Here is a 23,887-nt window from a genome sequence, read left to right as displayed (position 1 = left end):
GCAGATTTGGCACGTTTCCCGTGACGGTTTTATTGAAAGGCCTTAATGACTGTCGTTCCCCTGCCGCTTGAGCAGAACCAGCACGCTGACACCCTCATCCACGGAGCCGACGGCGGCTCGCAGGTGCGTCGGTCGGTACTGCCCGGCGGCGTCCGGGTGCTGACCGAGGCAATGCCGGGGCAGCGCTCCGCGACCATCGGTTTCTGGGTCGGCGTCGGCTCGCGTGATGAGGCCCCCGGGCAGCACGGCTCCACCCACTTCCTGGAGCACCTGCTGTTCAAGGGCACCAAGCGGCGCACCGCGCTGGAAATCGCCTCCGCCTTCGACGAGGTGGGCGGGGAATCGAACGCCGCCACCGCCAAGGAGAGCACCTGCTACTTCGCCCGGGTGCTGGACACGGACCTTCCGATGGCCATCGACGTCATCGCGGACATGATCACCGGCGCCGTGCTGGACCCGCAGGAGATGGAGCAGGAGCGCGACGTCATCCTTGAGGAAATCGCCATGGACAGCGACGATCCCACCGACGTCGCGCACGAACACTTCGTCGCCGCGGTCCTCGGCACGCACCCGCTCGGCCGCCCGATCGGCGGCACGCCGGATGCCATCCGCGCCGTTGCCCGCGACTCGGTCTGGGACCACTACCGCCGTTACTACCGACCGGATGAGCTGGTCATCACCGCCGCCGGGGGACTGGACCACGACGTCGTCTGCGAACTCGTGGTGCACGCTTTGCACTCTGCCGGCTGGGAACTCGAACACGACGCCGCCCCCGTGCAGCGCCGCTCCACCGAACGCGCCTCGATCACCGGCACCGCGGGATTGCACGTGGTCAAGCGCCCGGTGGAACAGGCCAACATCATCATGGGCTGCCCGTCCCTGGTAGCCACCGATGACCGGCGCTTCGTGATGAGCGTGCTCAACGCCGTGCTGGGCGGCGGCATGTCATCGCGGCTGTTCCAGGAGGTCCGCGAGAAGCGCGGCCTGGTGTACTCGACCTACTCCTTCGCCTCCTCCTACGCCGACGCCGGCTACTTCGGCATGTACGCCGGGTGCACGCCGTCAAAGGTCCGGCAAGTCCTGGAGCTCCTCGGCGCCGAGCTGGACAAACTGGCCGAGGGCGGCATCTCCGAAGAGGAACTCCGCAAGGCCGTCGGCCAGCTCAGCGGTGGCATCGTCCTGGCCCTGGAAGACACCGGTTCGCGGATGTCCCGGCTGGGCCGCGCCGAACTGGTCTCCGGCGAGTACCAGGACATCGACGAGACCCTGCGGCAGATCAAAGCCGTCACCGCGGCCGAGGTCCAGGAGCTGGCGCGCGAACTCGCGGCCGCCCCGCGGACCGTCACCGTGGTAGGTCCCTTCGAGGAAACCGAGACGTTCGGCCTCTAAGCCGGTCCTCCCGCAGCTCGGGAGGGGTAATTGCCGGTCCTCCCGCAGCTCAGGCGGCGACGGGCGCGGGCTCCGGGACGCGGCGGCACACCGTGGTCATGAAAGGGCTGAAGTCGCTCGCGCTCCCTAGCCGCAGCCCGGCGGAGTGCGTCAGCTGGCCGTTCTCAACCCGCAGGGTGTGCCGGGCGGTACCGCGGTCGCTGCGCCGTTCGATGGTCAGGGTGCCGTCGTGCCAGCTGGCCCGGGCGGGCGCCTCCGGGGGCAGGCCCATGCTGTTGACGTGGTACCAAAGCGTATCGGGATGGTCGGGGTCCATGGTGAACACCCCGACGCCCTCGGTCTTGGCGCCGTCGGCGCCGGTATGGCGGTAGCTCATGGTCACAGCCAGGCCGGCTGCGGSGCGGGCGAAAACGACCTCGGCCGCGGCGGCCCGGGCGGGACCCCAGGCGGTGGCTTCCCACTGGGTGGTGCCGCTCCATTGCCCCAGGAATGCCTCAAGGGCCTCGTGTGCGCTGCCTGGCAGCGGTCGATCCATGCTTCCTCCGACTGGGCTTCGCTTCGGCTGGCCCCGCCACCATCATCACGCCGTGCCCCGCGGCTGTAAAGGATCGGACCCGATTGGGATCCGGGGGAGGGCTCGACGGTCCCGCTCCGGATCCGGGGGAGTGGCGGATGTTCCGCACCCTTCTGCGGGAGGGCCGTTGACGCACGCGGCGCCGGAAAGTTGCCGTTTCGTTACCGGGGCTGCCCCGAATCCCATTGACATGGTGTGAGCCGCGTCATAGGTTTGCCGTAATCTGAATCACCTTTCAGGTTCAGCTGCTACCTCCTGTCGGATCTCCTGCTGAGATTCCGCGGATTCTCAACGAAAGGCATCCCGTGACGGATACAAAGAAGTTCCTGATGGCCGCCGTGATGGCCACGGGGCTCGCCCTCAGCGCCTGTGCGCCCACCGCCGGGTCGGCTGCGCCGGCGGGCTCCGGCGGTGCCGGCAAAGCCGAGCCCGTCAACGTCGGCATCATCTATTCCAAGACCGGACCGCTCGCGGCGTACGGGGCGACCTACTACGAGGGCCTCCAGGCCGGCATTGACTACGCGACCGGCGGCACCGGCGAGATCAACGGCGCCAAGATCAACCTGACCTACGCGGACGACGCCGGCGACCCGGACAAGGCCGTCACCGCCGCCAAGGACATGATCGGCAAGGGCTACAAGATTATTGGCGGCACCGCGTCGTCAGGAATCGCCGTGAAGCTCGCGGAGCAGGCCCAGCAGAACAAGGTGCTATACATCTCCGGGGCAGCGGCCACCGACGCCATCCAGGGCGTTAACAAGTACACCTTCCGTTCCGGCCGGCAGAGCCTGCAGGACGTCGCCACCGCCGGCACCTTTATCAACACCAACGGCAAGAAGGTCGTCGTCTTTGCACAGGACAACGCGTTCGGCCAGGGCAACGTCGCCGCCGTTAAGGCTGTCCTCGGAGCCAAGGGCGCCACTGTTGGCTCCGTCCTGGTCCCGGAAAACCAGGAATTGACCCCGTTTGCCCGTCAGCTCCTCGACACCAAGCCGGATATGGTTTTCGTGGCCTGGGCCGGGGCAACCACCGGCAGCATGTGGCAGGCACTGAGCCAGCAGGGCGTCTTCGACGCCGCCCCCGTCGTGACCGGCCTGGGAGACGCGTCCAGCTTCGGCGCCTACGGCCCGGCGAGCTCCAAGATCAGCTTCCTCAGCCACTACTTCCCGGGTGCCTCAGGCGCCGAGGTGGAAAAGAAGATGATCGCCGCCGTCGAGAAGGCCGGCCACAAGGCCGACCTGTTCACCCCGGACGGCTTCGTCCTTGGCCAGCTGATCGCCCAGGCAATCAAGGAAGGCGGCGGGACGGACCCTGACGCCATGGTCAAGGCTCTCGAAGGCTTCAGCTTCGATGGCCCCAAGGGCAAGGAAACCGTGCGCGCGTCGGACCACGCCCTGGTCCAGGACATGTACCAGGCCAAGCTGGTCCAGAAGGGCGCCACCTGGGCTCCCGAGCTCGTCAAGGTGGTTTCCGGCGACACGGTCGCGCCGCCGGAAAAGAAGTAGCCGCCCGGCCCGTTGGGGCCAGGCACCCTTCCCCGGACCAGACCGCGAGAAACGAAGGAACCGTATGACAACCCCAGCCCTGCCCGCCCTTGCGGTGGATGGCCTTGGTCTGCAGATCGGCGGTGCGCGCATCCTCCAGGATGTGGGCTTCGCCGTCGGCGCCGGCGAGATGATCGGCGTCATCGGCCCCAACGGGGCCGGCAAGACCACCTTGTTCAACCTGATCTCCGGCGTGCTGCGGCCCACCGCGGGCAGCATTACGCTGAACGGCAGGGAGATCACGGCCGCGCCTATCCACCGCCGGGCCAAGGCAGGGCTGGGACGGACCTTCCAGACCTCCAACCTGTTTCCCCGGCTGAGCGTGCTGGAGAACGTCCGGCTCGCGGCCCAGGCGAAACTGGGCGGCAGCTTCAGCGTTCTGCGCTTTCCGTCGGCGTCGGACGAGGCCACCCGGATCGCGCGGGGCACCATCGCGGAGGTCGGCCTCACCGGCAAACTCACGACGGCGGCGGGGGACCTCTCGCACGGCGAGAAGCGCAAGGTCGAAATCGCCGTACTGCTGGCGACGGATCCAGCCGTCGTCCTGCTCGACGAACCGATGGCCGGGGTGGCGTCGGGGGACGTCCCGTCCCTCACCGCGATCATCCGGGGAATGCACCGGGACCGCGGCTGCACCGTGATGATGGTCGAGCACCACATGGACGTCGTGCTGGGCCTGGTGGACAGGGTGGCCGTGATGCACCACGGCAGCCTGTTGGCCCTGGACAGCCCGGCCGCAGTTATGGCCGATCCCACCGTGCAAAGCGCCTACCTCGGAGAACCCGTATGAGCCCCGCCACCGAACGCCCCGCCGCCAAAGCCCCGCCCATCCTGCGGGTCGAGGGCCTCAACGCCAGGATCGCCGGGCAGCAGGTGGTGGAGGATGTGTCCTTCACCGTCCCCGCGACCGGAATCACCGCACTGCTGGGCCGCAACGGCGTCGGGAAAACCAGCACCATCAAGGCCATCATCGGCCTGATCGACCGCGCGGGCATTGTCGAACTGGCCGGCGAGCGGATAGAGAAGGAAGCGACCTTCAAGATCATTCAGCGCGGTGTTGGTTACGTCCCGGAGGACCGTGAGGTCTTTTCCGGGCTGACGGTCGCGGAGAACCTCCGGCTCGCCGAACGCGATGCCGCCCCGCGCCGGCAACTGGTAGAGGAACTCTTCCCGGACCTGCTGGCGCGCTCCGCCCAGATGGCCGGGACGCTGTCCGGCGGCCAGCAGCAGATGGTCTCGCTGGCACGGGCCCTGCTGAACACCAACAAGATCCTGCTGGTCGACGAGCCCACCAAGGGCCTCGCGCCCAAGATCGTCGGTGAGGTGGCGGAGACCCTGGCCGAGGCAGCCAGGACCGTACCGATCCTGCTCGTCGAGCAAAACCTCCACGTGGTCCGCCAGTTGGCCGAGGGCGCCGTCGTGCTCTCCGGCGGACGCGTGGTCCACACCGGCCGCGCCCTCGACTTCCTCGATGACGCGGTGCTGATCCAAAGGCATCTGGGTGTCTCCAGCGAGACCGCGTCTCACCGGGACCCCGCCATGGACCCCGCCATGGACCCCGCCGCGGACCCCGCCGAGAAAGGCGCTGCCCTGTGAGCACCCTCGTCCTGCTGTTGTTCACCGGCCTCGGCCTGGGTGCACTCTACTTCCTCGTTGCTGCCGGCCTGTCCCTGATCTACGGGCTAATGGGGGTGCTGAACTTCGCGCACGGCGCCTTCCTGACCCTGGGTGCCTTTACCGGCTGGGAAATGGCCCGCCGCGCCGGCTCTGACAACTGGGGAATCTTCCTGCTGTCACTCGTCGTCGGGGCCGCCGCCGGCGCTGCGTTTGCCGCGTTCACCGAGTTCGTCCTGATCCGCAGGCTCTACCAGCGCCACATCGAGCAGGTGCTCGTCACGCTGGGCCTGTCCCTCGCCGCCGTCGCGCTGTTTGACGGCACGTGGGGAACCGACCCGGTGTACATCCAGGGCCCTGCGTGGTTCAAGGACACTACCGACATCCTTGGCGCGCGGGTCCCCAACGACCGTTTCGTCTGCATCATCGCCGCCCTGTTAGTGCTGCTGGCGCTGGTGTTATTCCTCAAAAAGACCCGCTACGGCATGATCATCCGCGCAGGCGTCGAAAACCGGTCCATGGTCACCGCCCTCGGCATCGACGTCCGCAAGGCCTTCACCCTCGTCTTCACCGTCGGCGGGGCGGCGGCGGGCCTCGGCGGGGTTCTCGCCTCGCACTACTTCGGCTACGTCTCACCGATGCTCGGCGGCTCGCTGCTGATCTTCGCCTTCATCGTCACGGTGATCGGCGGCCTCGGCTCACTGACCGGCGCGGCCATCGCCGCCGTCGCCGTCGCTATCCTGCAGCAGTTCGCCAACTTCTACCTCGGCGGCACCGGTGACTTCGTCGTCGTACTGGCGCTGGCCCTCGTGCTGCTGTTCCGTCCCACCGGCCTGCTTGGGAGAACCGCATGACCACCGAAACTGACCCCAACAGCACCGACGGCACCAACATCGACGGCACCAACACAGGACAGCCGGCGGCCGACGGCGCCGACGCCCGCCGGAGCCGGAAAGCCGCCGCGCAGGGAGGACCCCGCACCCCTTCCGACGGCGCACGCCCCGTCCCCGCGGGCCGCCGCCTCGCAGCGCGGGCCGCGGGCGCAGCCGGAGTGCTGCTCCTGGTCCTGCTCCCGCTGCTGAACATCTCCCTGCCAGGCGTGCTGCCCGGCCCCAGCTACACGCCCGGGTCCCTGCAGTTGCTGGCCATGTGCATGCTGATGGCAGCCGCCGCCCTGACCTACCACCTGCTCCTCGGCGTTGCCGGGCTGCTGTCCTTCGGCCACGCGCTCTACTTCGGCGCCGGGGTCTATGGCCTGGCGATCATTCTGCAGAACCTGGACATCCCGCTGCTGCCGGCCATGGGGCTCACGCTGCTGATAGTGGTCGTACTGGCCCACGTGGTGGGCAGCATCAGCCTGCGCGTCAGCGGCATCCCCTTCGCCATGGTCACGCTCGCGTTCGCCCAGGCCGGCTCGGTGATCGTCGGCCGTAACCCCGACGGCCGGACCGGCGGCGACGAGGGTATGACGCTGCGCACCGACAACCTGCCGGACTTCCTGGTGGGCGTGGTCAACACCCGCAACCTGTACTGGCTGGCACTGGCCGTGCTGGTTGCCGTGTTCGTCATCGTCACCTGGGTGCAGTCCTCCCGGGCCGGTCACACCGCGGCCGCCGTGCGCGAAAACGAACTGCGCGTACGGGTCCTGGGCCTGCAGCCATACCTCGTGAAGCTGCTGATCTTCGTTCTCTCCGCGATCCTGGTCTGCGTGATCGGCATGGTCTTCCTGCTGCTGCAAAGCGGGGCCGTGCCGCGGGCCATCTCCTCGGACCTCACCATCATGCTGCTGGTGATGGTGGTCCTGGGCGGCGTGGGCTCGCGCTGGGGCGCTGTGGTCGGCGGCGTGTTCTACACCATCCTCGACCAGCGGCTTACGACACTCGCCAACTCCGAGGCCGTGAAATCCCTTCCGGACATCCTGCGGGTACCGTTGTCAGAACCGTTGTTCATCCTCGGCACGCTCTTCATCCTGGTGGTGCTCTTCCTTCCCGGCGGCCTCGCCGGAACCGCCGAGCGGCTGGCGCAGCGCCGCAGGGGCACCCGTGCCGGCAGCAGCGGTATCGAGACGCCCCAAAACATCCTGGAGGACGCTGCATGAGCAACCCGACCGGTCCGAACCAGGCCGACGGCCTGCACACCCTGGGCCGCTGGACCACCGACCGCAGCCTTTCCACGCCGCACCGGGTCGCCATCGACGACCGCGGCTGCACCCTGCTCTACAGCGAGCTGGAACGCCGTGCCTCGGCTCTTGCTGCCGGGTTCCGTGCCGCCGGTTACGCGATCGGGGACCGGATCGCGAGTCTCACCGGCAACAGCTCGGACCATGTGGTGGCCTTCTTTGCCTGTGCCAAGGCCGGGCTGGTCCTGGTCCCGCTGTCCTGGCGGCTCTCGCCCCGGGAACTCGCGGCGCAGCTCGAACTCGCCGAGCCCCAGCTGCTGCTGGTGGAAGGCGAGCTCGACTCGCTCGCCGCGGCGGCGTGCGCACTGCTGCCGCACCGGCCGCGGACCGCTGCCCTGGGCCCCGGCGGCGTCGAAAGGGCCGTCCCGCTGCCCTCGCGCGTGCGGCCGGCGCCCTCGGCCGACGCCGGCGCGCCACGCCGCGACGTGCGCGACGACGACGCCCTGCTGATGATTTTCACCTCCGGCACCGAGGGGGCCAGCAAGGCCGCCGTCCTGACCCACGCCAACTGCTTCTGGAACAACCTCTCGCTCTCACGGACCCTGGACATGGGCAGCAATGACGTGGTGCTGGCCGTGCTCCCGCAGTTCCACGTGGGCGGCTGGAACATCCAGCCGCTGCTGGCGTGGTGGGTCGGCGCCACCGTGGTGCTGGAACGCGGGTTCGATCCGGGCCGCGTGCTGCAGCTCATCGCCGAGCGGGGCGTGACCATGCTGATGGGTGTCCCCACCCAGTACCTGATGCTGGCCGAACACCCGGACTTTGCCCGGGCCGAACTCGGCAGCCTGCGCCACGCCGTGGTGGGCGGGGCGCCGATGCCGGCGCCGCTGCTGCGGATCTGGCACCGCCGGGGAGTGGCCCTGAGCCAGGGCTACGGCCTGACGGAGGCCTCGCCCAATGTGCTGTGCCTGCCGAACGAGGACGCCGAACGGATGGTGGGCTACTCCGGCAAGCCGTATCCGCACGTCGCCGTCGCCGTGGCGGACCCGGTCACCGGAGAAATCCTCGACGGCGCCGCCAGCGGCGAGCTGCTGGTCGGGGGCCCGGGCGTATTTGCCGGCTACTTCCGCGATCCCGCCGCCACGGCTGCCGTCCTCGCCGGCGGCTGGCTGCGCACCGGCGACCTGGTGGAGCGCGACGCCGAGGGGTACATCAAAGTCGTGGACCGGCTCAAGGACATCTACATCTCCGGCGGCGAGAACGTGGCCCCGGCCGAGGTCGAGGCCGCCCTGCTGGGCCACCCGGCGGTGGCGCAGGCCGCCGTCGTCGGGGTGGAGGACGCACGCTGGGGCGAAAGCGGCATGGGCTTCGTCGTGGTCCGTCCCGGGATGGCCACCGACGAGCAGGAGCTGCTGGAACACTGCGCCTCCCAGCTGGCCCGCTTCAAGGTCCCGGCCCGGATCGAGCTGGTCCCAGCGCTGCCACGCACCGCACTGAACAAGGTACTCCGCGCCAAGCTGCGCCAGGACCTGGCCGGTCGCGGCTCCGCGGCAGGGGGACGGGCATGAGCGCCGCGCCGCGCACCGCCCGCGGCACCCGTACCCGGGCCAAGCTGCTCGAGGCCGCGGAGTCAGTCTTCGCCTCCGTGGGCTACCACGAAGCCTCTATCGTCAAGATCACGGAGGCGGCCGGCGTCGGCCTCGGCACGTTTTACCTGTACTTTGACGGCAAACAGGCCATCTTCGACGAAGTGGTCGAGGACCTGAACCGGCGCGTCCGGCACGCCATGACCGATGCGGCCAAGAGCGCAGGTACCCGGCTCGAGGCGGAACGGGCCGGCTTCCGGGCCTTCTTCCGCTTCACCGCGCAGCACCCCGCCCTGTACCGGATCATCCGGCAGGCCGAGTTCGTCTCGCCCGGCGCGCTGCGTCTGCACTACACCCGGGTCGTGAACGGCTACATCGAGGGCCTGAAGGCGGCCCAGCTCAGCGGCGAGGTCCGGGAGATGGACCCCACCGTCGCGGCCTGGGCCCTGATGGGCATCGGTGAGCTGATCGGCATGCGCTGGGTCCTTTGGGACGAGGAGGGTGCCGAACCCGCCACCGGCGCCCGGCCCGACGTACCCGAAGAAGTCTTCGAGGAGATGATGCAGTTCATCGAACGGGCCCTTGCGCCCTCGCCCGGTTCCGCGCCAGGAACGGCCGCGACCCCCACACCGCCCCAGGAAGGGACAGCCCCATGACCCAGACAGCCAGCAAGGACACGTACCGCACCGCCGAAGTGGAGGTCCGCGGCGGCACGCTGCACACCGCCATCTGGGGCCCGGACGAACCCGACGCCCCGACCATCCTCGCCGTCCATGGGGTCACCGCCTCGCACAAGGCCTGGCCGTACCTGGCCGAGGCGCTGCCCGACGTCCGGATCATCGCCCCGGACCTGCGCGGACGCGGCCGCAGCAATGCTCTTCCCGCCCCGTACGGGATGCCCTCGCACGCGGAGGACCTCGCCGCGGTGCTGGCGGCGCTGGCCCCGGGGCCGGTCGTCGTCGTGGGGCATTCGATGGGCGCCTTCGCCTCGCTCGTCCTGGCGAACCTGTTCCCGGAGCGCGTCCGCTCCCTGGTGCTGGTGGACGGCGGACTGCCGCTCCAGGTCCCGGAGGGGATTTCCGACGAGCAGCTCATCTCCTCGGTGCTCGGCCCGGCTGCCGAGCGCCTCAACGCCACGTTCCCTAGCCGCGAGGTGTACCGCTCCTTCTGGCGGCAGCACCCGGCGTTCAGCGCCGGCTGGGGGCCGCTCGTGGAAGCCTACGTTGACTACGACCTCACCGGCGAGGAGCCGGAACTGCGGCCCGCCACGCGCTATCAGGCGATGGCCGAGGACACCGCGGAACTGCACCGGGGCGCCTCGCTGCTCAAGGCGCTGGACGAACTCGCCGTGGACACCGTGGTCCTCCGGGCGCCGCGCGGGCTGCTGAACGAGCCGGCCGCCCTTTACGCTCCCGGCTACCTGGACGACTGGGCCGCGAAGCTGCCGTCCCTGCGGGTCCGGGAGGTGCCGGATGTCAACCATTACACGATCGTGATGGGCGAGGACGGCGCCGCGGCCGTGGCCGAAAGCGTGCGGGAGGCCCTGGCCGGCAGTTGAGGGAGCCTGTGGACGGCGCCTAGCCGCCGGCGAAGGGCGGCACCGCTCCTCAGCCGGCGGACTCGAGGATCCGGGTTGTCGGAGTCCCCTGCAGTGCCGGGGCCGCGGCGGGCGAATTCCAGACACGATCCTGCAGCTTGGCCAGCAGGGCTTCCGCCTGGACCCGCTGCCCGAAGTCGAGCTCCACCACTACATAATGCGGATCGTCCACCGGCCGGCTGATGCGGTGCGCGGTAACCCCCGACTCCGCACGGTTGACGGGGTCACGGTCGAACGCTGTCTTCCACAGGTCGAAATCCTTGATCTTGTGCTCAATCTGCAAGGTGTACATCTCGAGTCCTCCTTACGTCTCTTCTGCGGCTGCGGGATATTCCACGGTAGGAGCCGCGGCCGGCCCGCGGTATCCCAGATTTCTGGGAGGCCGCCAGGGCCGCGCCGGGGTCCGGAGCGCCCTTGAGCCGGTCGATTCAGAAGGCGATGCCCAAGGTACATACTGATGTCATGACCACCAGTTGGGCGCTGAGCCGGAGTCTGGAACGCATCGGCAACCTCTGCCGGGACGTGCTGGATGACCATGAGCTGCGCCGGGGATTACTGGCTGAACTCGGAAGGACTGTGCCATTCAGCGCCTATGCGTGGCCCTTGGCAGACCCGGAGTCGGCCACCGGTATCTCGCCGATGGCCATGATTCCCTGCCCGGAAGAACTGCCCGAACTGATCCGGCTTAAATACCTGACGGCGGATGCCCGCTGGACCTCCTTAATGCGTCAGCGCCGGCCGGCGACGACCCTGCTGCTGGCCACGGGAGGGCAGCCGGCGCGGAGCCGGCTCTGGAATGGGCTACTGAGGCGCTACGGCGTGACGGACGTGCTGTCCGTGGTATTCGCCGATAAACAAGGGTGCTGGGGCTGGCTCGACTTGTGGCGTGGCGACGATGAAGGCGCGTTTTCCGAGCCGGAGACCGATTTCCTGGCCACGGCGGCTCCGCTGGTGGCAGCAGGCCTGCGGCGGAGCCGGGCGGCACAATGGCGGCAGGGCGTCGACGTCGGTGCCGCGGCCCGGGCGGGCGTCGCTAAGCCCTTGCCGCCCCAGGCCGTGCTCGTCCTCGACGAGCGGCTCGCCGTGCGGGGCCAGACGGCTTCGGCCGCCGACTGGCTGGGGCTGCTGCAGCGCGGGCCCCGGCCCTACGAAGGGATCCCCGCCGAGGTCCTGAATGTCGCCGCCCAACTCCTGGCGGAGGAAGCCGGAGTGGACGACCACCCGGCGATGTCCCGCGTACCGGTGGGGCGCGGCGGCTGGGCTCTTTTGCGCTCCACCCGGATGGACCCCGGGACGGGGGCAACGCCTTCGCTCGCGGTGACCATCCAGGAATGCCCGGCGGCGGACCGGCTGGAAGCGTTCGCGCGCTGCTTTGCCCTGACGCCGCAGCAGCACCGGTTGCTGGGGCTCTCCGCGGGCGGCCTCAGTACCTCCGAGCTGGCAGCCGCACTGCAGATCCGCCCCTATACCGTGCAGGACCTTTTCAAGGCACTCTTCTTGGCCTGCGGTGTACGGAGCCGGGGCGCCCTGCTAGGGCTGGCCCTTGGAGCGGCGGCCGTGTCGCCTCCGGCTGCGGCAGCAGCTGACGGACAGTGATGACCAGGTGGGGCGCGCCTAGCCGCCGGCGAAGGGCGGCAGCACGTCGACGACGTCGTCCGGGCCCAGGACGGCGGCAGTATTACGGACAGCCACCTCGTTGAGCAGGAAGCTGGAGCGGGAGAGGATGCGTGCCAGCGGCGGCGTGCCGGCGGGCGGCTCTGGGCGTTCGACAGCGAGGACCGCCTCGACCAGGGTGGCCAGCGTGGCGCCGTCGGGCAGCTCGAACTTTTCCTCGTCCATGCCGGCGGCAGCGCGCGCGGCAGCGAAGTAGCGTACGTTCACGGGTGGTTCAGCCTCCGATGGCGCTCATGCTGCGGTCCGGCTGGACGAAGTCCGGGGCGTCCAGTCCGACGTGGTCCATGCCGTGGGCCTTGGGCTTGAGCCACATGGCATCCTGCCAGCGCTCGGCGAGCTGTGCGTCGCTGGCACCGCCGCGCAGCAGCCCCAGCAGGTCGGTCTCCTCGCGGGAGAAGAGGCAGCTCATGATCTTGCCCTCCGCGGTGATCCGGGTGCGGCGGCAGTCCGCGCAGAACGGTTCGGTGACCGAGGCGATGATCCCCACGGTGCCCAGCACCGGGCCGGTGGCCTGGTCCGTGCCCGGCACGCGGGCGCGGACTTCGAATCGCTCGGCCGGGGCACCGTCGCGCTCCCGCGGATCGGCGCTGAGCACGTAGTCGACGGAGAGCAGGTCCCGGATCTCCGCGGCCGTGATCATGTTCCGGCGGGTCCAGCCGTGGTCGGCGTCGAGCGGCATCTGTTCGATGAACCGCAGTTCGTAGCCGCGGCCCAGGGCCCAGGCGAGCAGCGCGGGGGACTCGGCGTCGTTGATGCCGCGCATCAGCACGGCGTTGAGCTTCACGGGCCCCAGGCCGGCGGCCCAGGCGGCGTCGACACCGGCGAGGACTCGGCCCAGGAACGGGCGCCGGGCCAGCTGGGTGAAGGTTTCCTCGTGCAGCGAGTCCAGGGAGACGTTGATCCGGGTCAGCCCGGCTGCCTTCAGCCCGGCGGCCTTCTTGTCCAGCCCGACGGCGTTCGTGGTCATCGAGATCGGCAGGTCCGGGTGCGCCTGGCGAAGGGCCGAAATGATATCCAGCAAGTCCGCCCTGACCAGTGGTTCGCCGCCGGTGAGCCGGAGTTCGCGGACCCCCAGCTGTTCGACGCCGATCCGCACGATCCGCACGATTTCCTCCGCCGTCATGACAGCCTGCTTGGACAGCCATTCGAGGCCTTCGGCCGGCATGCAGTAGCTGCAGCGGAGGTTGCATTTGTCCGTCAGCGAGAGCCGCATGTCGGTGGCGCGGCGGCCGTACCGGTCCACCAGCCCGGGAGCCATTCCGGCCGGGCGCCCGGCCGGCTGCGGCGCCGGTACGTTCGGGCCGGGGCCGCTTTCCGCACGGGGCTGGGGCATGCCAAGCTGAACACTCATAAAGTCAGGCTACGCCACTGCGGGCCAGGCATCACGCCCCGGAGCCAACGAACTGACGCCTGCGAACTTATGCTGGAAGCGTGAACACGTCCCAGGCCGTTCCATCTTCGGCCCCCAGCGGAACGCCGCAGCCCGCCCCGCGGCGCACCCTGTGGTGGGCCGCCGCTGCCGGGGTGGCCGCCGTCGGGGCCGGCGTCGTCCTGGGCGAACTCGCGGCCGGGCTGCTCAGCCCCTCGGTTTCGCCGGTCACGGCGGTCGGCGGCGCGGTGATCGACGCTGTCCCGCCGGGCGTCAAGGACTGGGCCATCTCCCTCTTCGGCACGGCCGACAAGCTGGCCCTGCTCGGCGGGATAGCGCTGGTGATCGCGGCGCTGGCCGCACTGGCCGGGGTGCTGGAATGGCGCCGCCGCTTCGCCGGGCTGGCCGTGATCGCCGTCTTCGGCCTGGTGGGCGTCGCGGCCGTGCTGACCCGGGCCGAGGGGAGCGCCAATGCCGTTCCCGTCCCGCTGCTGGCCGCCGCGCTGGGCATGGTGCTGCTGCGGTGGCTGATCCGCCGGCTCAAAGACTGGTTCGACGCCGGCCCCGCAGCGGAAGGCCCCGCAGCGGAAGGCCCCGCTGAGGCAGGCGCCGCAGATGGCGAACCGGCCGAGGTCACCAGGCGCGAACCGGCCGGCCGCCCTGCCCGCCGCCGCTTCCTGCAGTCCCTTGCGGTTACGGCGGCGATCGCGGGCGTGGGCGGGGTGCTTGCGTCTACGTTGCGCGGCGCGGCGGCGGCCGTCGTGGAGCTGCGCGGCAGGCTGGTCCTGCCCGGCCCGGCGTCCCGTGCGCAGCCGATACCCGCCGGAGCCGAGCTGTCCCTGGCGGGACTGGACCCCCTGGTCACCCCGAACAAGGACTTCTACCGGATCGACACCGCCCTGCGTGTCCCGCTCGTGGATCCGCACGAATGGAAGCTCAAAGTCACCGGCCTGGTGGACCACGAGATCGAGCTGGACTTCGACACCCTGCTGGCCAAGCCCCTGACCGAGCGGTACATCACCATCGCCTGCGTCTCCAACGAGGTGGGCGGTGACCTGATCGGCAACGCGCGCTGGCTCGGCTGGCCGGTCCGGGAACTGCTGGCGCAGGCCGGGCCGAAACCGGGAGCGGACATGGTGCTCTCCCGCAGCGCGGACGGCTGGACCGCCGGCACGCCGCTGGAGGTGCTCACGGACACCCGGGACGCACTGCTGGCGGTGGGCATGAACGGGGAGCCGCTGCCGCTCGAGCACGGCTTCCCGGTCCGGCTCGTCGTGCCGGGGCTCTACGGCTACGTCTCGGCGACCAAGTGGGTCACCGAACTGAAGATCACCCGGTTCGCGGACGACGTCGCCTACTGGACCCCGCGGGGCTGGAGCGAGCGCGGACCGATCAAGACATCGTCGCGGATCGACGTGCCGCGGGCCGGCCGGAGCGTGAACGCGGGGACGGTGGACTTCGGCGGCGTGGCCTGGGCCCAGCACCGCGGCATCGGCAGGGTGGAAGTGCGGGTGAACCGTGGTGAGTGGAAGCAGGCCGAACTGGCACCCGCGATCTCCACAGACACCTGGCGCCAGTGGAAGCTCTCCCTGCCGCTGGGCCCGGGACAGTACGAGGTGCAGGTCCGCGCCACCGACCTCGACGGCGTCCCGCAGGCGGAGGAGCGCGCCCCGGTGGCGCCCAGCGGGGCCACCGGCTACCACACCGTTACAGTGGACGTGAAGTCCTAGCCAGCCGAGCCAAAGGTCAACAACGTATGCGCCGCACCGCCAACAGGCCCGTAACCGTGGAAGCCCACCGGGACAAGGTCCGGGCGCTGCTGGCGCCGCTCTCCGCCCGCGTCGACACCGTGCCGCTCCGGGAGGCGCTGGGCCGCGGACTGGCCCTCGGGATCACTGCCCCGCTGGACCTCCCGCCGTTCGCCAACTCGCAGATGGACGGCTTTGCCATCCGCAGCGCCGACGTGCCCGACGGCGGCGCCGAACTGCGCGTCGCGGATCCCATCCCGGCCGGCGCACAGCCCGCCGGACTGGCCCCCGGCACAGCCGCGCCCATCATGACCGGAGCCATGATCCCGGCCGGGGCAGACGCCGTCGTGCCCATTGAGCAGGCCGTTCCGGATTCCTTCCCCGCCCCCGGGGAAGCCGCCACCGTCCGCCTGCCCGCGACCCCGGCGGGCACCTTCGTCCGCGACGCCGGCAGCGACATTGCCGCCGGGCAGCCAGCCCTTGCCGCCGGAACCTTCCTGGGCCCCGGCCAGCTGGGACTGCTGGCCGCGTTGGGCCTGAGCCAGGTGCCGGTGCACGCCGTTCCGAGGGTCTTGCTGGTGACGACCGGCGATGAGGTGGTGGAACCGGGCAACCCGCTGCAGCCCGGCAAGATCTACGACGCGAACGGCACCTTGCTCGAGTCCGCCCTCCGCCAGGCCGGCCTCCACGTCACCCGCACCGGCATCTCCGCCGACAACCCCGAGGAGCTGGCATCCCTGCTGCGCCGGCACGCGGCCGAGGTGGATCTGATCATTACCACCGGGGGAGTCAGCAAGGGCGCGTACGAGGTGGTCCGGCAGGCACTGGCGGGCCACGACGTCGAGTTCGGCGGCGTGGCAATGCAGCCGGGCGGCCCGCAGGGTATCGGCACCTTCGAGGGCGTGCCGGTCCTCGGCTTCCCGGGGAACCCGGTCAGCTGCCTCGTCTCCTTCGAAATGTTCCTGCGGCCCGTGCTGGCCGAACTGTTCGGCTCGCCGGCGCCGCGGACCGTGGTCCGGGCCCGGCTGGCCGAAGCACTGACTTCCCCCGGAGCCAAGCACCAGGTCCGGCGCGGCACCCTCGGCGCGGACGGCACCGTCCGCTTGGAAGGCGGCGCGGGATCCCATCTGGTGCACGCCCTGGCACACTCCAATGCCCTCGTTCAGCTTCCGGTGGGAACCGCGGCGCTCGCCGAGGGCGATGAGGTGGAAGTATGGATGCTGTGAACGAAGCAGATACCCCAGACAAGCCCGTGCTGACGCATCTCCGGCAGGACGGCACCGCGCAGATGGTCGACGTGTCCAACAAGGCCGAGACCACGCGGGAGGCCACCGCCACCGCCACGGTCAACAGCACCGCGGAGGTCCTGGCCCTGCTCGGTGCAGGTGAATTGCCCAAGGGGGATGCGCTGGCCGTCGCGCGGGTCGCCGGAATCCTGGCTGCCAAGAAGACCCCGGACCTGATTCCGCTCTGCCACCCGCTGCCGATCACCAAGGTGACCGTCGATTTTGAGCTCGCAGCCGAGTCCGTCACCGTGTTCGCCACGGTCAAGACCCGCGGTGTGACCGGGGTGGAGATGGAAGCCCTCACCGCTGTCTCCGTGGCGGCCCTGAGCGTGTACGACATGATCAAGGCCGTGGACAAGCATGCAGCCCTGACGGACATCAAGGTGCTGGCCAAAAGCGGCGGCAAGAGCGGGGACTGGACACTGTGAGCAGCACCGAACCGCACCGCCACGGCGAAGCCACCGGCCGGAAGGCCGGCATCGTGATCGCCTCCACCCGCGCCGCGGCCGGGGTCTATGAAGATCTCACCGGCCCCGTCATCGTCGACTGGCTGACCGAACACGGCTTCGAGACGTTTCCCGCGCTGGTAGTTCCCGACGGCGAGCCCGTCGGTGCAGCCCTGCGGGCGCTGCTGACCCAGCACCCCGCCGTCATCATCACCAGCGGGGGCACCGGCCTCAGCCCCACCGACGCCACCCCGGAACAGACGCTGCCGCTGCTGGACCGGGAGATCCCCGGCATCATGGAAGGCCTGCGGAGCGCGGGCACGGCCAAGACGCCGACCGCCATGCTGAGCCGCGGCCACGCCGGCGCCGCCGGCAGCACCTTCATCGTCAACCTCCCCGGATCCCCGAAGGGCGTCATGGACGGCCTGGGCGTGCTGGACCCGATCATCGGACACCTCTGCGACCAGCTGGAAGGCAGCCATGGACACTGAATCCGCCTTTGAAATCGTGCACGCCGTCCTCAGCGCCGAGCCCATCTCGGTGGACCAGGCCATCGCGGCGGTCGAATCGGACACGGCCGGCGCCGTGGTGAGCTTCAGCGGCGTCGTCCGCAACCACGACGGCGGCAAGCCCGTGCAGCGGCTCAGCTACAGCGCCCATCCCACGGCACACCAGGTGCTGGCCGACGTCGTCGCGCAACTCGTTGCCGAGCAGTCGGCGGCCGGGGCGGGCCAGCCCGGCCAGCCGGTCCGGATCTGGGCCGCGCACCGGACCGGCCCGCTGGAGATCGGCGATCCCGCCCTGGTCTGCGCCGTCTCCGCGGCGCACCGCGGACAAGCCTTCGCGGTCTGCGCCGAACTGGTGGACCGGATCAAGGAGCAGGTTCCGATCTGGAAGGAACAATTCTTCGCCGACGGCACTGTCGAGTGGGTCGGCGCGGGCGGGTAGGAGCCGCGGTCGGGGCGGGTAATGCACGGGTCCCGGTTCCAGCCGGGAAGCGCCACGGCGGTAGGGTTGATGCCATGACCGAACAACTCGCCGTCGCCGTCCTGGGCGCCAACGGGCGCATGGGCGCCGAGGCCGTCAAAGCCGTGGAAACCGCCGAAGACTTGAAGCTCGTCGCCGCCCTGGGCCGCGGTGACTCCCTCGACACCCTGGTGGACTCCGGCGCCCGCATCGTGATCGACCTGACCGTGCCCGAGAGCACCGAAGCGAACGTCCGCTTCGCCGTCGAACACGGTATGCACGCCGTCGTCGGCACCACCGGCTGGGACGCGGAACGGCTGGCGCGGCTGGAAGCGAACCTCGCGGGCCAGCCCGGCGTTGGCGTCCTCATCGCCCCGAACTTCGCCCTCGGCTCGGTCCTGGCGTCCGCGTTCGCCGCGAAGGCGTCCCGCTATTTCGAATCGGTTGAAATCATTGAACTGCACCACCCGGAGAAGGTGGACGCCCCCTCCGGCACCGCCGTCCGCACCGCCCAGCTGATCGCCGCCGAGCGCGCCGGCGCCGGCGTCGCGTCCAGCCCGGATGCCACCACCAGCGAACGCCCTGGCGCGCGCGGCTGCGAGGTCGACGGCGTCCGCGTCCACAGCGTCCGGCTGCGCGGCCTCGTGGCGCACCAGGAGGTCCTGCTGGGCGGGCCGGGGGAGCAGTTGACCTTTCGCCACGACTCCTTCGACCGTGCCTCCTTCATGCCCGGCGTCCTGCTGGGGGTGCGCAACGTCGCGGCGCACCCGGGGCTCACCGTAGGCCTGGACGGCTACCTGGATCTGGGCCTCTGATGGCCAGCCTCCTGGCGTCCTTCAAAGCCAACCGCACCAAGATCTGGGTGGGCGCGGTGACGCTCCTGCTGGTGTTCTACCTGGTGGTGTCCCTGCAGCGCTCGGTGCTGCTGCTTTCCGATTCGAACATGGTGGCGAAGGCCCTCGGTCTGGCCTATCTGCTGCTGCCGATCGTCGGGGCCTGGGCGCTGGTACGGGAGCTCTTGTTCGGGGCCCGGACCGAGCGGCTGGCCAAGATCCTGGAAGCCGAAGGCGGCCTGCCGGAGGACACCCTGCCGCGCACGCCTGCCGGCCGGATCATCCGCGAGGCGGCGGATCTGGAGTTCGAGAAATACCGGGCGGAAGCCGAGGCCGCCCCGGGGGACTGGCGCTCCTGGTTCCGGCTCAGCTGCGCCTACGACGCCGCGGGGGACCGCAAGCGCGCCCGCGCCTCGATGCGCGACGCCGTCCGCCTCTTCCGCGCCGGGTCACCGGACACCGGCGCCTAGCCGGGCGGACCTTGGCGGGTCGCTATCGGCCGGCGGACGACGGCGGCTAGCCGTTTCCCGGGCCTAGCGTGACCGTGCCCAGCGGCCGCGGCCCAGCTGGTTCGCGGCGTGGCCCACCCATTCCAGCGGTCCGCGCCAGGCTTGTGCCGCGAAAACGCCGCCAATGACCAGCGCGGCGACCGCCTGGGCCAAGTAAACGCCTTCCGTGCTCCACCCGGCGGGTAGTGGGTGTCCGTACAGGGACGCCATCAGGCACACATGCGCCGTATACAGACTCAGGGTCAGGGCGCCGGCGCCGCGGAGCGGGAGCAGCGGGTCCAACTGCACCCAGTCGGCGAGCCGTGCCAGCAGCAGGCAGAAACCCACCACCGCGGCGGCGACCCCAGAGGTGTGCAGCAGGTCCAGCGTGGTGCCGGAATGCGGGGCGCTCGACGCCAGCCACCAGACGGAACCAGACTGGTCGATGCCCGCGAGGTTCACCTGCAGCAGGCTCGCCAGCGGATAGGCCGGATCGCCCACCTTCTCCTGCAGCGCCGCCCTGCCGCCCCAGTCCTCCATCAGCACCACGCTCAGCCACTTGGCGAGAACCGCGGCGATGGTTCCGGCGGCCAGCAGCAGCCAGGGAACGGCCGCCTTGGCCAGCGCCAGCCGACCGATCGCCAGGCCGATCAGCAGGTAGGCGAGCCATTGCAGCACAGGGTAGTACCCGGTCAGGAACACGTCGCCGAGCAGCCGCGCCGGAGTGGCCAGATCCTCCCAGCCGGGGTTGTGGCCGAGCCGGAGGGGCGGTTCGGCGGACAACAGCCATGGCCGCAGGAGATAGGCCAGGACCGGGGTTGCCAGCAGCCAGGCCGCCGCCAGGGCCCAGAGGCGTTTCGCGCGGAGGCCGACGAACGGCAGCACACAGAGAAACAGCAGGGCGTAGTTGACCAGGATGACCGCGATGTTGACCTCCAGGCCGCCGAGGGAAAGCCCGACGGCGCCCACGACGAGTGCCCGGAGCGCTATGCCGCGGCGGGCCGCCCATAACTCCACGCCCTCCAGCGGGCGCTCCTTTCCGGTGGACAGCGCCAGGCCGATCCCCGCGAGCACGGCAAAGAGTGCGGCCGCGCGGCCGGAGAACGTGAGGCCGATCCAGGTCGGGGTGAGCTGCGGATCGGTTTCGAAGGTGGGGAGCACGTGGGTCGCCATCATGCCCAGCAGCGCCAGCCCCCGGGCTGCGTCGACGCCGGTAAGCCGGGGCGCCGCCGCCTTGGCACTGGCGGTCCTTGAAGTCGTAGCCATACCGCGCGAGGTCATCTTCTGATCGTCTCATGTACCGCCGGCCCCGGCCCGTCGCCGGGGCTGCGCCGGCCGGGGTGGCTGTTCGGGTACAGCGGCAAAGCAGTCCTTGTATTCGAATATATGTTCGAATAACATGGCCAGCATGAACAATGCATCAGAGCCGGGCCCCGAAGTCCGCCAGACGGCCGCATTCCACCAGACAGCCGGTTTCCACCAGACGGCCGGTTTCCATCAGACTGCCGCTCCTCTCAAGGCAGCTGGCGCCGTAGATACCACCGGCGTCCTCAAGGCCATGAGCCCGGGTGTGGTGGATTTCCTCTTCCGGCGCCTGGTCGCGGGGGAGGCCGCCGAAGACGTCCAGTGGCATCGTGAAGGGACGGCCCTGTCCGCCCAGGCGCCCGGCGCCGAACTGGCCCGCCGGCTCGCCGAGACCGACCTCGAGGCGCTCACCCCTACGGAGCTGTTCCACTACGTCCGTGCCGCGCAGCGGCTCTCGGCCTGGGCTGAGGCGTTGCGCGAGGAGGCTGTGAGCCGCTACTGCGCCGTTCCCCCGGGGCGTCCCGGAACCCCGGCAGACGCGGCGCGGGAGGGCTGAATTTGACGCGCATCACTCCGTCGCCATTGTCCTAACAAGCCACGGACAAGGTAACGTTTTTCCTATGGCTGACTCTGACATTCGCTCTTACACGTTTGGAACCCTTGTGACCGCCATGGTCACTCCGTTCACCAACGACGGTGAGGTCGACTATCAGCAGTCCGCAGAGCTGGCCAACAAGCTCGTCGACGACGGCAACGACGCCCTCGTAATCTCCGGCACCACGGGTGAGACCTCGACGCTGGAAGATGACGAAAAGGAAAAGCTGTTTCGCGTCATCGTCGAGGCCGTGGGGGACCGGGCCAAGGTCATCGCCGGCACCGGCACCAACCACACCTCGCACTCGATCGAGATGGCCAAGCGGGCCGCCAAGGCCGGCGCGCACGGCCAGCTGATCGTCACCCCCTACTACAACAAGCCGAGCCAGGCCGGGATCCAGGCCCACATCGAGGCCGTCGCCGACGCCGCGGACCTGCCCGTCATGGTCTACGACATCCCGGGCCGTGCCGGTGTGCCGATCCTGCCCGAGACCATGATCCGGCTCGCGGACCACCCCCGCGTCATCGCCCTCAAGGACGCCAAGGCCGACTTCGCCGCGGTCACGCGCGTGATGGCGAACACCGAACTGGATGTCTACTCCGGAGACGACGGGCTGACCCTGCCGTGGATGGCGGCCGGCGCCGTCGGGCTGGTCAGCGTCTCGGCGCACGTGGCCACCAAGCAGTTCCGTGCGATGATCGATGCCGCACTTGCAGGCGATTTTGCCACCGCCCGCACCATACATTTCGAACTGGACCCAGTGGTCCGTGCAGTGATGACCCATATCCAGGGTGCTGTTGCTGCGAAGCAAGTTCTTAAGTGGCAGGGAGTCCTGCCCAACTCGGTTGTCCGTTTGCCCCTCGTGGAGCCGGGCGAAGCCGAGATCGAAACGATCCGCGAGGACTTGGCGGAAGCAGGACTCGTCTTCTCCTGATCCGGCCCTGCCTGATCGAACAGAAGATCCCTCCTGCTCCGCCTGGAAAGTAGTGCACTATGACCCAAACCGCCCTTCCCGGCCTTGTCACGCCGCCGAAACTGCCCAAGAACACCCTGCGGATCGTTCCGCTTGGCGGCCTCGGGGAGATTGGCCGCAACATGACTGTCTTCGAAATCGACGGCAAGCTGCTCATCGTTGACTGCGGCGTCCTCTTCCCGGAAGAGACCCAGCCCGGCGTTGACCTGATCCTGCCCGATTTCTCCTACATCGAGAACCGCATGGACGACATCGTCGCCGTCATCCTCACGCACGGCCACGAGGACCACATTGGCGCCGTCCCGTACCTGCTGCGCCTGCGCAACGACATCCCCATCGTCGGCTCGCAGTTGACGCTGGCCCTGATCGAGGCGAAGCTCCTGGAACACCGGATCAAGCCGAACACCCAGATCGTGAGTGAGGGCCAGGTCCAGAAGCTCGGCCCCTTCGAGTGCGAATTCGTAGCCGTCAACCACTCGATCCCGGACGCCCTCGCCGTCTTCCTCCGCACCTCCGGCGGCACCGTGCTGCACACCGGCGACTTCAAGATGGACCAGCTTCCCCTCGACGGCCGGATCACCGACCTGCGCCACTTCGCCAAGCTCGGCGAAGAAGGCGTGGATCTGTTCATGTCCGACTCCACGAACGCCGACGTCCCCGGCTTCACCACCGCGGAAAAGGAAATCGGCCCCACCCTGGACCGGCTCTTCGGCCAGGCGTCCAAGCGCATCATCGTGGCGTCGTTCTCCTCGCACGTGCACCGCGTCCAGCAGGTCCTCGACGCCGCCGCTAACCACAACCGCAAGGTGGCCTTCGTCGGCCGCTCCATGGTCCGCAACATGGCCATCGCCGCCAAGCTCGGCTACCTCGAGGTGCCGGCGGGCATCCTCGTCGACATCAAGAACATCGACAACCTGCCGGATAACCGCGTGGTCCTGATGTCCACCGGCTCCCAGGGCGAGCCGATGGCGGCGCTGTCCCGCATGGCGAACGGCGACCACCGCGTCATCGTCGGCCAAGGCGACACCGTGATCCTCGCGTCCAGCCTCATCCCGGGCAACGAAAACGCCGTCTTCCGCATCATCAACGGCCTGCTCAAGCTCGGCGCGGACGTCATCCACAAGGGCAACGCCAAGGTACACGTCTCCGGCCACGCGGCCGCGGGCGAGCTTCTTTACTGCTACAACATCCTTGAGCCGCTCAACGCGATGCCGGTGCACGGCGAGACGCGCCACCTGATCGCCAACGGCAAGATCGCCCTCGAGTCGGGCGTCCCGGAGGAAAGCATCCTGCTGGCGGACAACGGCACCGTCATCGACCTCCGCGACCACCAGGCCGACGTCGTCGGCCAGGTCGAGGTCGGCTTTGTCTACGTTGACGGCTCCAGCGTCGGCGAAGTCACCGAAGCGGACCTCAAGGACCGCCAGACCCTGGGCGACGAGGGCTTCATCTCGATCATCACGGTCATCCACCGTGCAACCGGCAAGGTGGTCTCCGGGCCGGAGATCCACGCCCGCGGCGTGGCCGAGGACGATTCCGTTTTCGACGAGATCATCCCCAAGATCAACGCCGCACTCGAGGAAGCCGTGCAGAACCGGGACCACACCTCGCAGCAGCTCCAGCAGGTTGTCCGCCGCGTCGTCGGTACCTGGGTCAACCGCAAGCTGCGCCGCAAGCCCATGATCATCCCGGTGGTCCTGGAGGCGTAGGCCCGCGCCCGGCCCGGCAAAAGCACAGCCCGGCAACGAGCACGGCACACGAGCTGCACCGAAACACCGAAA

At 69.5% G+C, this 23,887-nt stretch carries 25 protein-coding genes; 20 read left to right on the top strand and 5 right to left on the bottom strand.

Features of this window, described 5'->3' with window-relative positions; all coding sequences use genetic code 11:
- The first annotated feature begins 45 nt into the window (after positions 1–45).
- On the top strand, positions 46–1,389 hold the full coding sequence (locus AC1DGE_RS16425) for a M16 family metallopeptidase (protein ID WP_441419381.1): 1,344 nt from the start codon (positions 46–48) through the stop codon (positions 1,387–1,389).
- A gap of 49 nt (positions 1,390–1,438) precedes the next feature.
- Here the strand turns inward: AC1DGE_RS16425 and AC1DGE_RS16420 are convergent, their stop codons facing one another.
- Positions 1,439–1,924, bottom strand: a complete 486-nt coding sequence (locus AC1DGE_RS16420; RefSeq protein ID WP_476917826.1) for a DUF1579 domain-containing protein — start codon at positions 1,922–1,924, stop codon at positions 1,439–1,441.
- A gap of 344 nt (positions 1,925–2,268) precedes the next feature.
- Here AC1DGE_RS16420 and AC1DGE_RS16415 point away from each other — a divergent pair, with 344 nt between their 5' ends.
- The 8 genes from AC1DGE_RS16415 to AC1DGE_RS16380 all read left to right on the top strand — a co-directional run bounded on the left by AC1DGE_RS16415 (position 2,269) and on the right by AC1DGE_RS16380 (position 10,384).
- Entirely contained in the window at positions 2,269–3,468 is a 1,200-nt protein-coding gene (locus AC1DGE_RS16415) for a substrate-binding domain-containing protein (RefSeq protein WP_476917825.1), read from the top strand.
- A gap of 64 nt (positions 3,469–3,532) precedes the next feature.
- Entirely contained in the window at positions 3,533–4,297 is a 765-nt protein-coding gene (locus AC1DGE_RS16410) for an ABC transporter ATP-binding protein (protein ID WP_476893609.1), read from the top strand.
- A complete protein-coding gene (locus AC1DGE_RS16405) occupies positions 4,294–5,103 on the top strand; it encodes an ABC transporter ATP-binding protein (protein WP_476917824.1) in 810 nt (269 codons plus the stop codon). The genes AC1DGE_RS16410 and AC1DGE_RS16405 overlap by 4 nt, the downstream gene beginning before the upstream one ends.
- On the top strand, positions 5,100–5,975 hold the full coding sequence (locus AC1DGE_RS16400) for a branched-chain amino acid ABC transporter permease (protein ID WP_476917823.1): 876 nt from the start codon (positions 5,100–5,102) through the stop codon (positions 5,973–5,975). The genes AC1DGE_RS16405 and AC1DGE_RS16400 overlap by 4 nt, the downstream gene beginning before the upstream one ends.
- Positions 5,972–7,219, top strand: a complete 1,248-nt coding sequence (locus tag AC1DGE_RS16395) for a branched-chain amino acid ABC transporter permease (protein ID WP_476893606.1) — start codon at positions 5,972–5,974, stop codon at positions 7,217–7,219. Before AC1DGE_RS16400 ends, AC1DGE_RS16395 begins: the two co-directional genes overlap by 4 nt.
- Positions 7,216–8,808, top strand: a complete 1,593-nt coding sequence (locus AC1DGE_RS16390) for a class I adenylate-forming enzyme family protein (protein WP_476909763.1) — start codon at positions 7,216–7,218, stop codon at positions 8,806–8,808. Before AC1DGE_RS16395 ends, AC1DGE_RS16390 begins: the two co-directional genes overlap by 4 nt.
- Positions 8,805–9,482, top strand: a complete 678-nt coding sequence (locus AC1DGE_RS16385; protein WP_476917822.1) for a TetR/AcrR family transcriptional regulator — start codon at positions 8,805–8,807, stop codon at positions 9,480–9,482. Before AC1DGE_RS16390 ends, AC1DGE_RS16385 begins: the two co-directional genes overlap by 4 nt.
- Positions 9,479–10,384 (top strand): alpha/beta hydrolase, encoded by a 906-nt coding sequence (locus AC1DGE_RS16380; protein ID WP_476917821.1) that lies wholly within the window; start codon positions 9,479–9,481, stop codon positions 10,382–10,384. Before AC1DGE_RS16385 ends, AC1DGE_RS16380 begins: the two co-directional genes overlap by 4 nt.
- 49 nt (positions 10,385–10,433) lie before the next feature.
- On the opposite strand, the gene AC1DGE_RS16375 is transcribed toward AC1DGE_RS16380, so the two are convergent.
- The gene (locus AC1DGE_RS16375; RefSeq protein ID WP_441419385.1) at positions 10,434–10,715 is read right to left on the bottom strand and encodes a hypothetical protein; all 282 of its coding nucleotides are present in this window, start codon (positions 10,713–10,715) and stop codon (positions 10,434–10,436) included.
- 170 nt (positions 10,716–10,885) lie between these two features.
- Between AC1DGE_RS16375 and AC1DGE_RS16370 the strand changes: the two genes are divergently transcribed.
- Positions 10,886–12,019: a helix-turn-helix transcriptional regulator gene (locus AC1DGE_RS16370; RefSeq protein ID WP_476917820.1), complete on the top strand. Its 1,134-nt coding sequence runs from the start codon at positions 10,886–10,888 to the stop codon at positions 12,017–12,019.
- Positions 12,020–12,037: 18 nt separating this feature from the next.
- Here the strand turns inward: AC1DGE_RS16370 and AC1DGE_RS16365 are convergent, their stop codons facing one another.
- Both AC1DGE_RS16365 and moaA read right to left on the bottom strand, forming a co-directional pair.
- Positions 12,038–12,304, bottom strand: a complete 267-nt coding sequence (locus AC1DGE_RS16365; protein ID WP_441419387.1) for a MoaD/ThiS family protein — start codon at positions 12,302–12,304, stop codon at positions 12,038–12,040.
- Positions 12,305–12,311: 7 nt separating this feature from the next.
- Positions 12,312–13,448, bottom strand: a complete 1,137-nt coding sequence (moaA, locus tag AC1DGE_RS16360) for a GTP 3',8-cyclase MoaA (protein WP_476917819.1) — start codon at positions 13,446–13,448, stop codon at positions 12,312–12,314.
- Between the two features lie 149 nt (positions 13,449–13,597).
- Here moaA and AC1DGE_RS16355 point away from each other — a divergent pair, with 149 nt between their 5' ends.
- The 7 genes from AC1DGE_RS16355 to AC1DGE_RS16325 all read left to right on the top strand — a co-directional run bounded on the left by AC1DGE_RS16355 (position 13,598) and on the right by AC1DGE_RS16325 (position 19,215).
- Positions 13,598–15,196 carry a molybdopterin-dependent oxidoreductase gene (locus tag AC1DGE_RS16355; protein WP_476917829.1) on the top strand — a complete coding sequence of 533 codons (1,599 nt, stop codon included), beginning with the start codon at positions 13,598–13,600 and terminating at the stop codon, positions 15,194–15,196.
- A 26-nt stretch (positions 15,197–15,222) separates the two neighbouring features.
- A complete protein-coding gene (locus AC1DGE_RS16350) occupies positions 15,223–16,440 on the top strand; it encodes a molybdopterin molybdotransferase MoeA (protein ID WP_476917818.1) in 1,218 nt (405 codons plus the stop codon).
- Complete coding sequence (gene moaC, locus AC1DGE_RS16345; protein WP_476917817.1) at positions 16,428–16,928, top strand: cyclic pyranopterin monophosphate synthase MoaC; 501 nt, start codon at positions 16,428–16,430, stop codon at positions 16,926–16,928. The genes AC1DGE_RS16350 and moaC overlap by 13 nt, the downstream gene beginning before the upstream one ends.
- Positions 16,925–17,437 (top strand): MogA/MoaB family molybdenum cofactor biosynthesis protein, encoded by a 513-nt coding sequence (locus AC1DGE_RS16340; RefSeq protein ID WP_441419391.1) that lies wholly within the window; start codon positions 16,925–16,927, stop codon positions 17,435–17,437. The genes moaC and AC1DGE_RS16340 overlap by 4 nt, the downstream gene beginning before the upstream one ends.
- Positions 17,427–17,894: a molybdenum cofactor biosynthesis protein MoaE gene (locus AC1DGE_RS16335; protein WP_441419392.1), complete on the top strand. Its 468-nt coding sequence runs from the start codon at positions 17,427–17,429 to the stop codon at positions 17,892–17,894. Before AC1DGE_RS16340 ends, AC1DGE_RS16335 begins: the two co-directional genes overlap by 11 nt.
- A 74-nt stretch (positions 17,895–17,968) precedes the next feature.
- Positions 17,969–18,727 carry a 4-hydroxy-tetrahydrodipicolinate reductase gene (gene dapB / locus AC1DGE_RS16330; protein ID WP_476917816.1) on the top strand — a complete coding sequence of 253 codons (759 nt, stop codon included), beginning with the start codon at positions 17,969–17,971 and terminating at the stop codon, positions 18,725–18,727.
- Complete coding sequence (locus AC1DGE_RS16325; protein WP_476909756.1) at positions 18,727–19,215, top strand: hypothetical protein; 489 nt, start codon at positions 18,727–18,729, stop codon at positions 19,213–19,215. Before dapB ends, AC1DGE_RS16325 begins: the two co-directional genes overlap by 1 nt.
- A gap of 63 nt (positions 19,216–19,278) precedes the next feature.
- On the opposite strand, the gene AC1DGE_RS16320 is transcribed toward AC1DGE_RS16325, so the two are convergent.
- Positions 19,279–20,514, bottom strand: a complete 1,236-nt coding sequence (locus AC1DGE_RS16320; RefSeq protein ID WP_476909755.1) for a heparan-alpha-glucosaminide N-acetyltransferase domain-containing protein — start codon at positions 20,512–20,514, stop codon at positions 19,279–19,281.
- A 127-nt stretch (positions 20,515–20,641) separates the two neighbouring features.
- On the opposite strand from AC1DGE_RS16320, the gene AC1DGE_RS16315 reads away from it, so the two are divergent.
- The 3 genes from AC1DGE_RS16315 (at position 20,642) to AC1DGE_RS16305 (ending at position 23,815) form a co-directional block, all read left to right on the top strand.
- Positions 20,642–21,094, top strand: coding sequence for a hypothetical protein (locus AC1DGE_RS16315; RefSeq protein ID WP_441419396.1), 453 nt, complete (start codon positions 20,642–20,644; stop codon positions 21,092–21,094).
- 64 nt (positions 21,095–21,158) lie between these two features.
- The gene (gene dapA, locus AC1DGE_RS16310) at positions 21,159–22,067 is read left to right on the top strand and encodes a 4-hydroxy-tetrahydrodipicolinate synthase (RefSeq protein ID WP_441419397.1); all 909 of its coding nucleotides are present in this window, start codon (positions 21,159–21,161) and stop codon (positions 22,065–22,067) included.
- 59 nt (positions 22,068–22,126) lie between these two features.
- A complete protein-coding gene (locus tag AC1DGE_RS16305; protein WP_476893593.1) occupies positions 22,127–23,815 on the top strand; it encodes a ribonuclease J in 1,689 nt (562 codons plus the stop codon).
- The last annotated feature ends 72 nt before the right edge of the window (positions 23,816–23,887 follow it).

Source organism: Arthrobacter sp. 05N425 (genome assembly GCF_056397125.1).
This window is presented reverse-complemented; position numbering and strand designations above follow the sequence as displayed.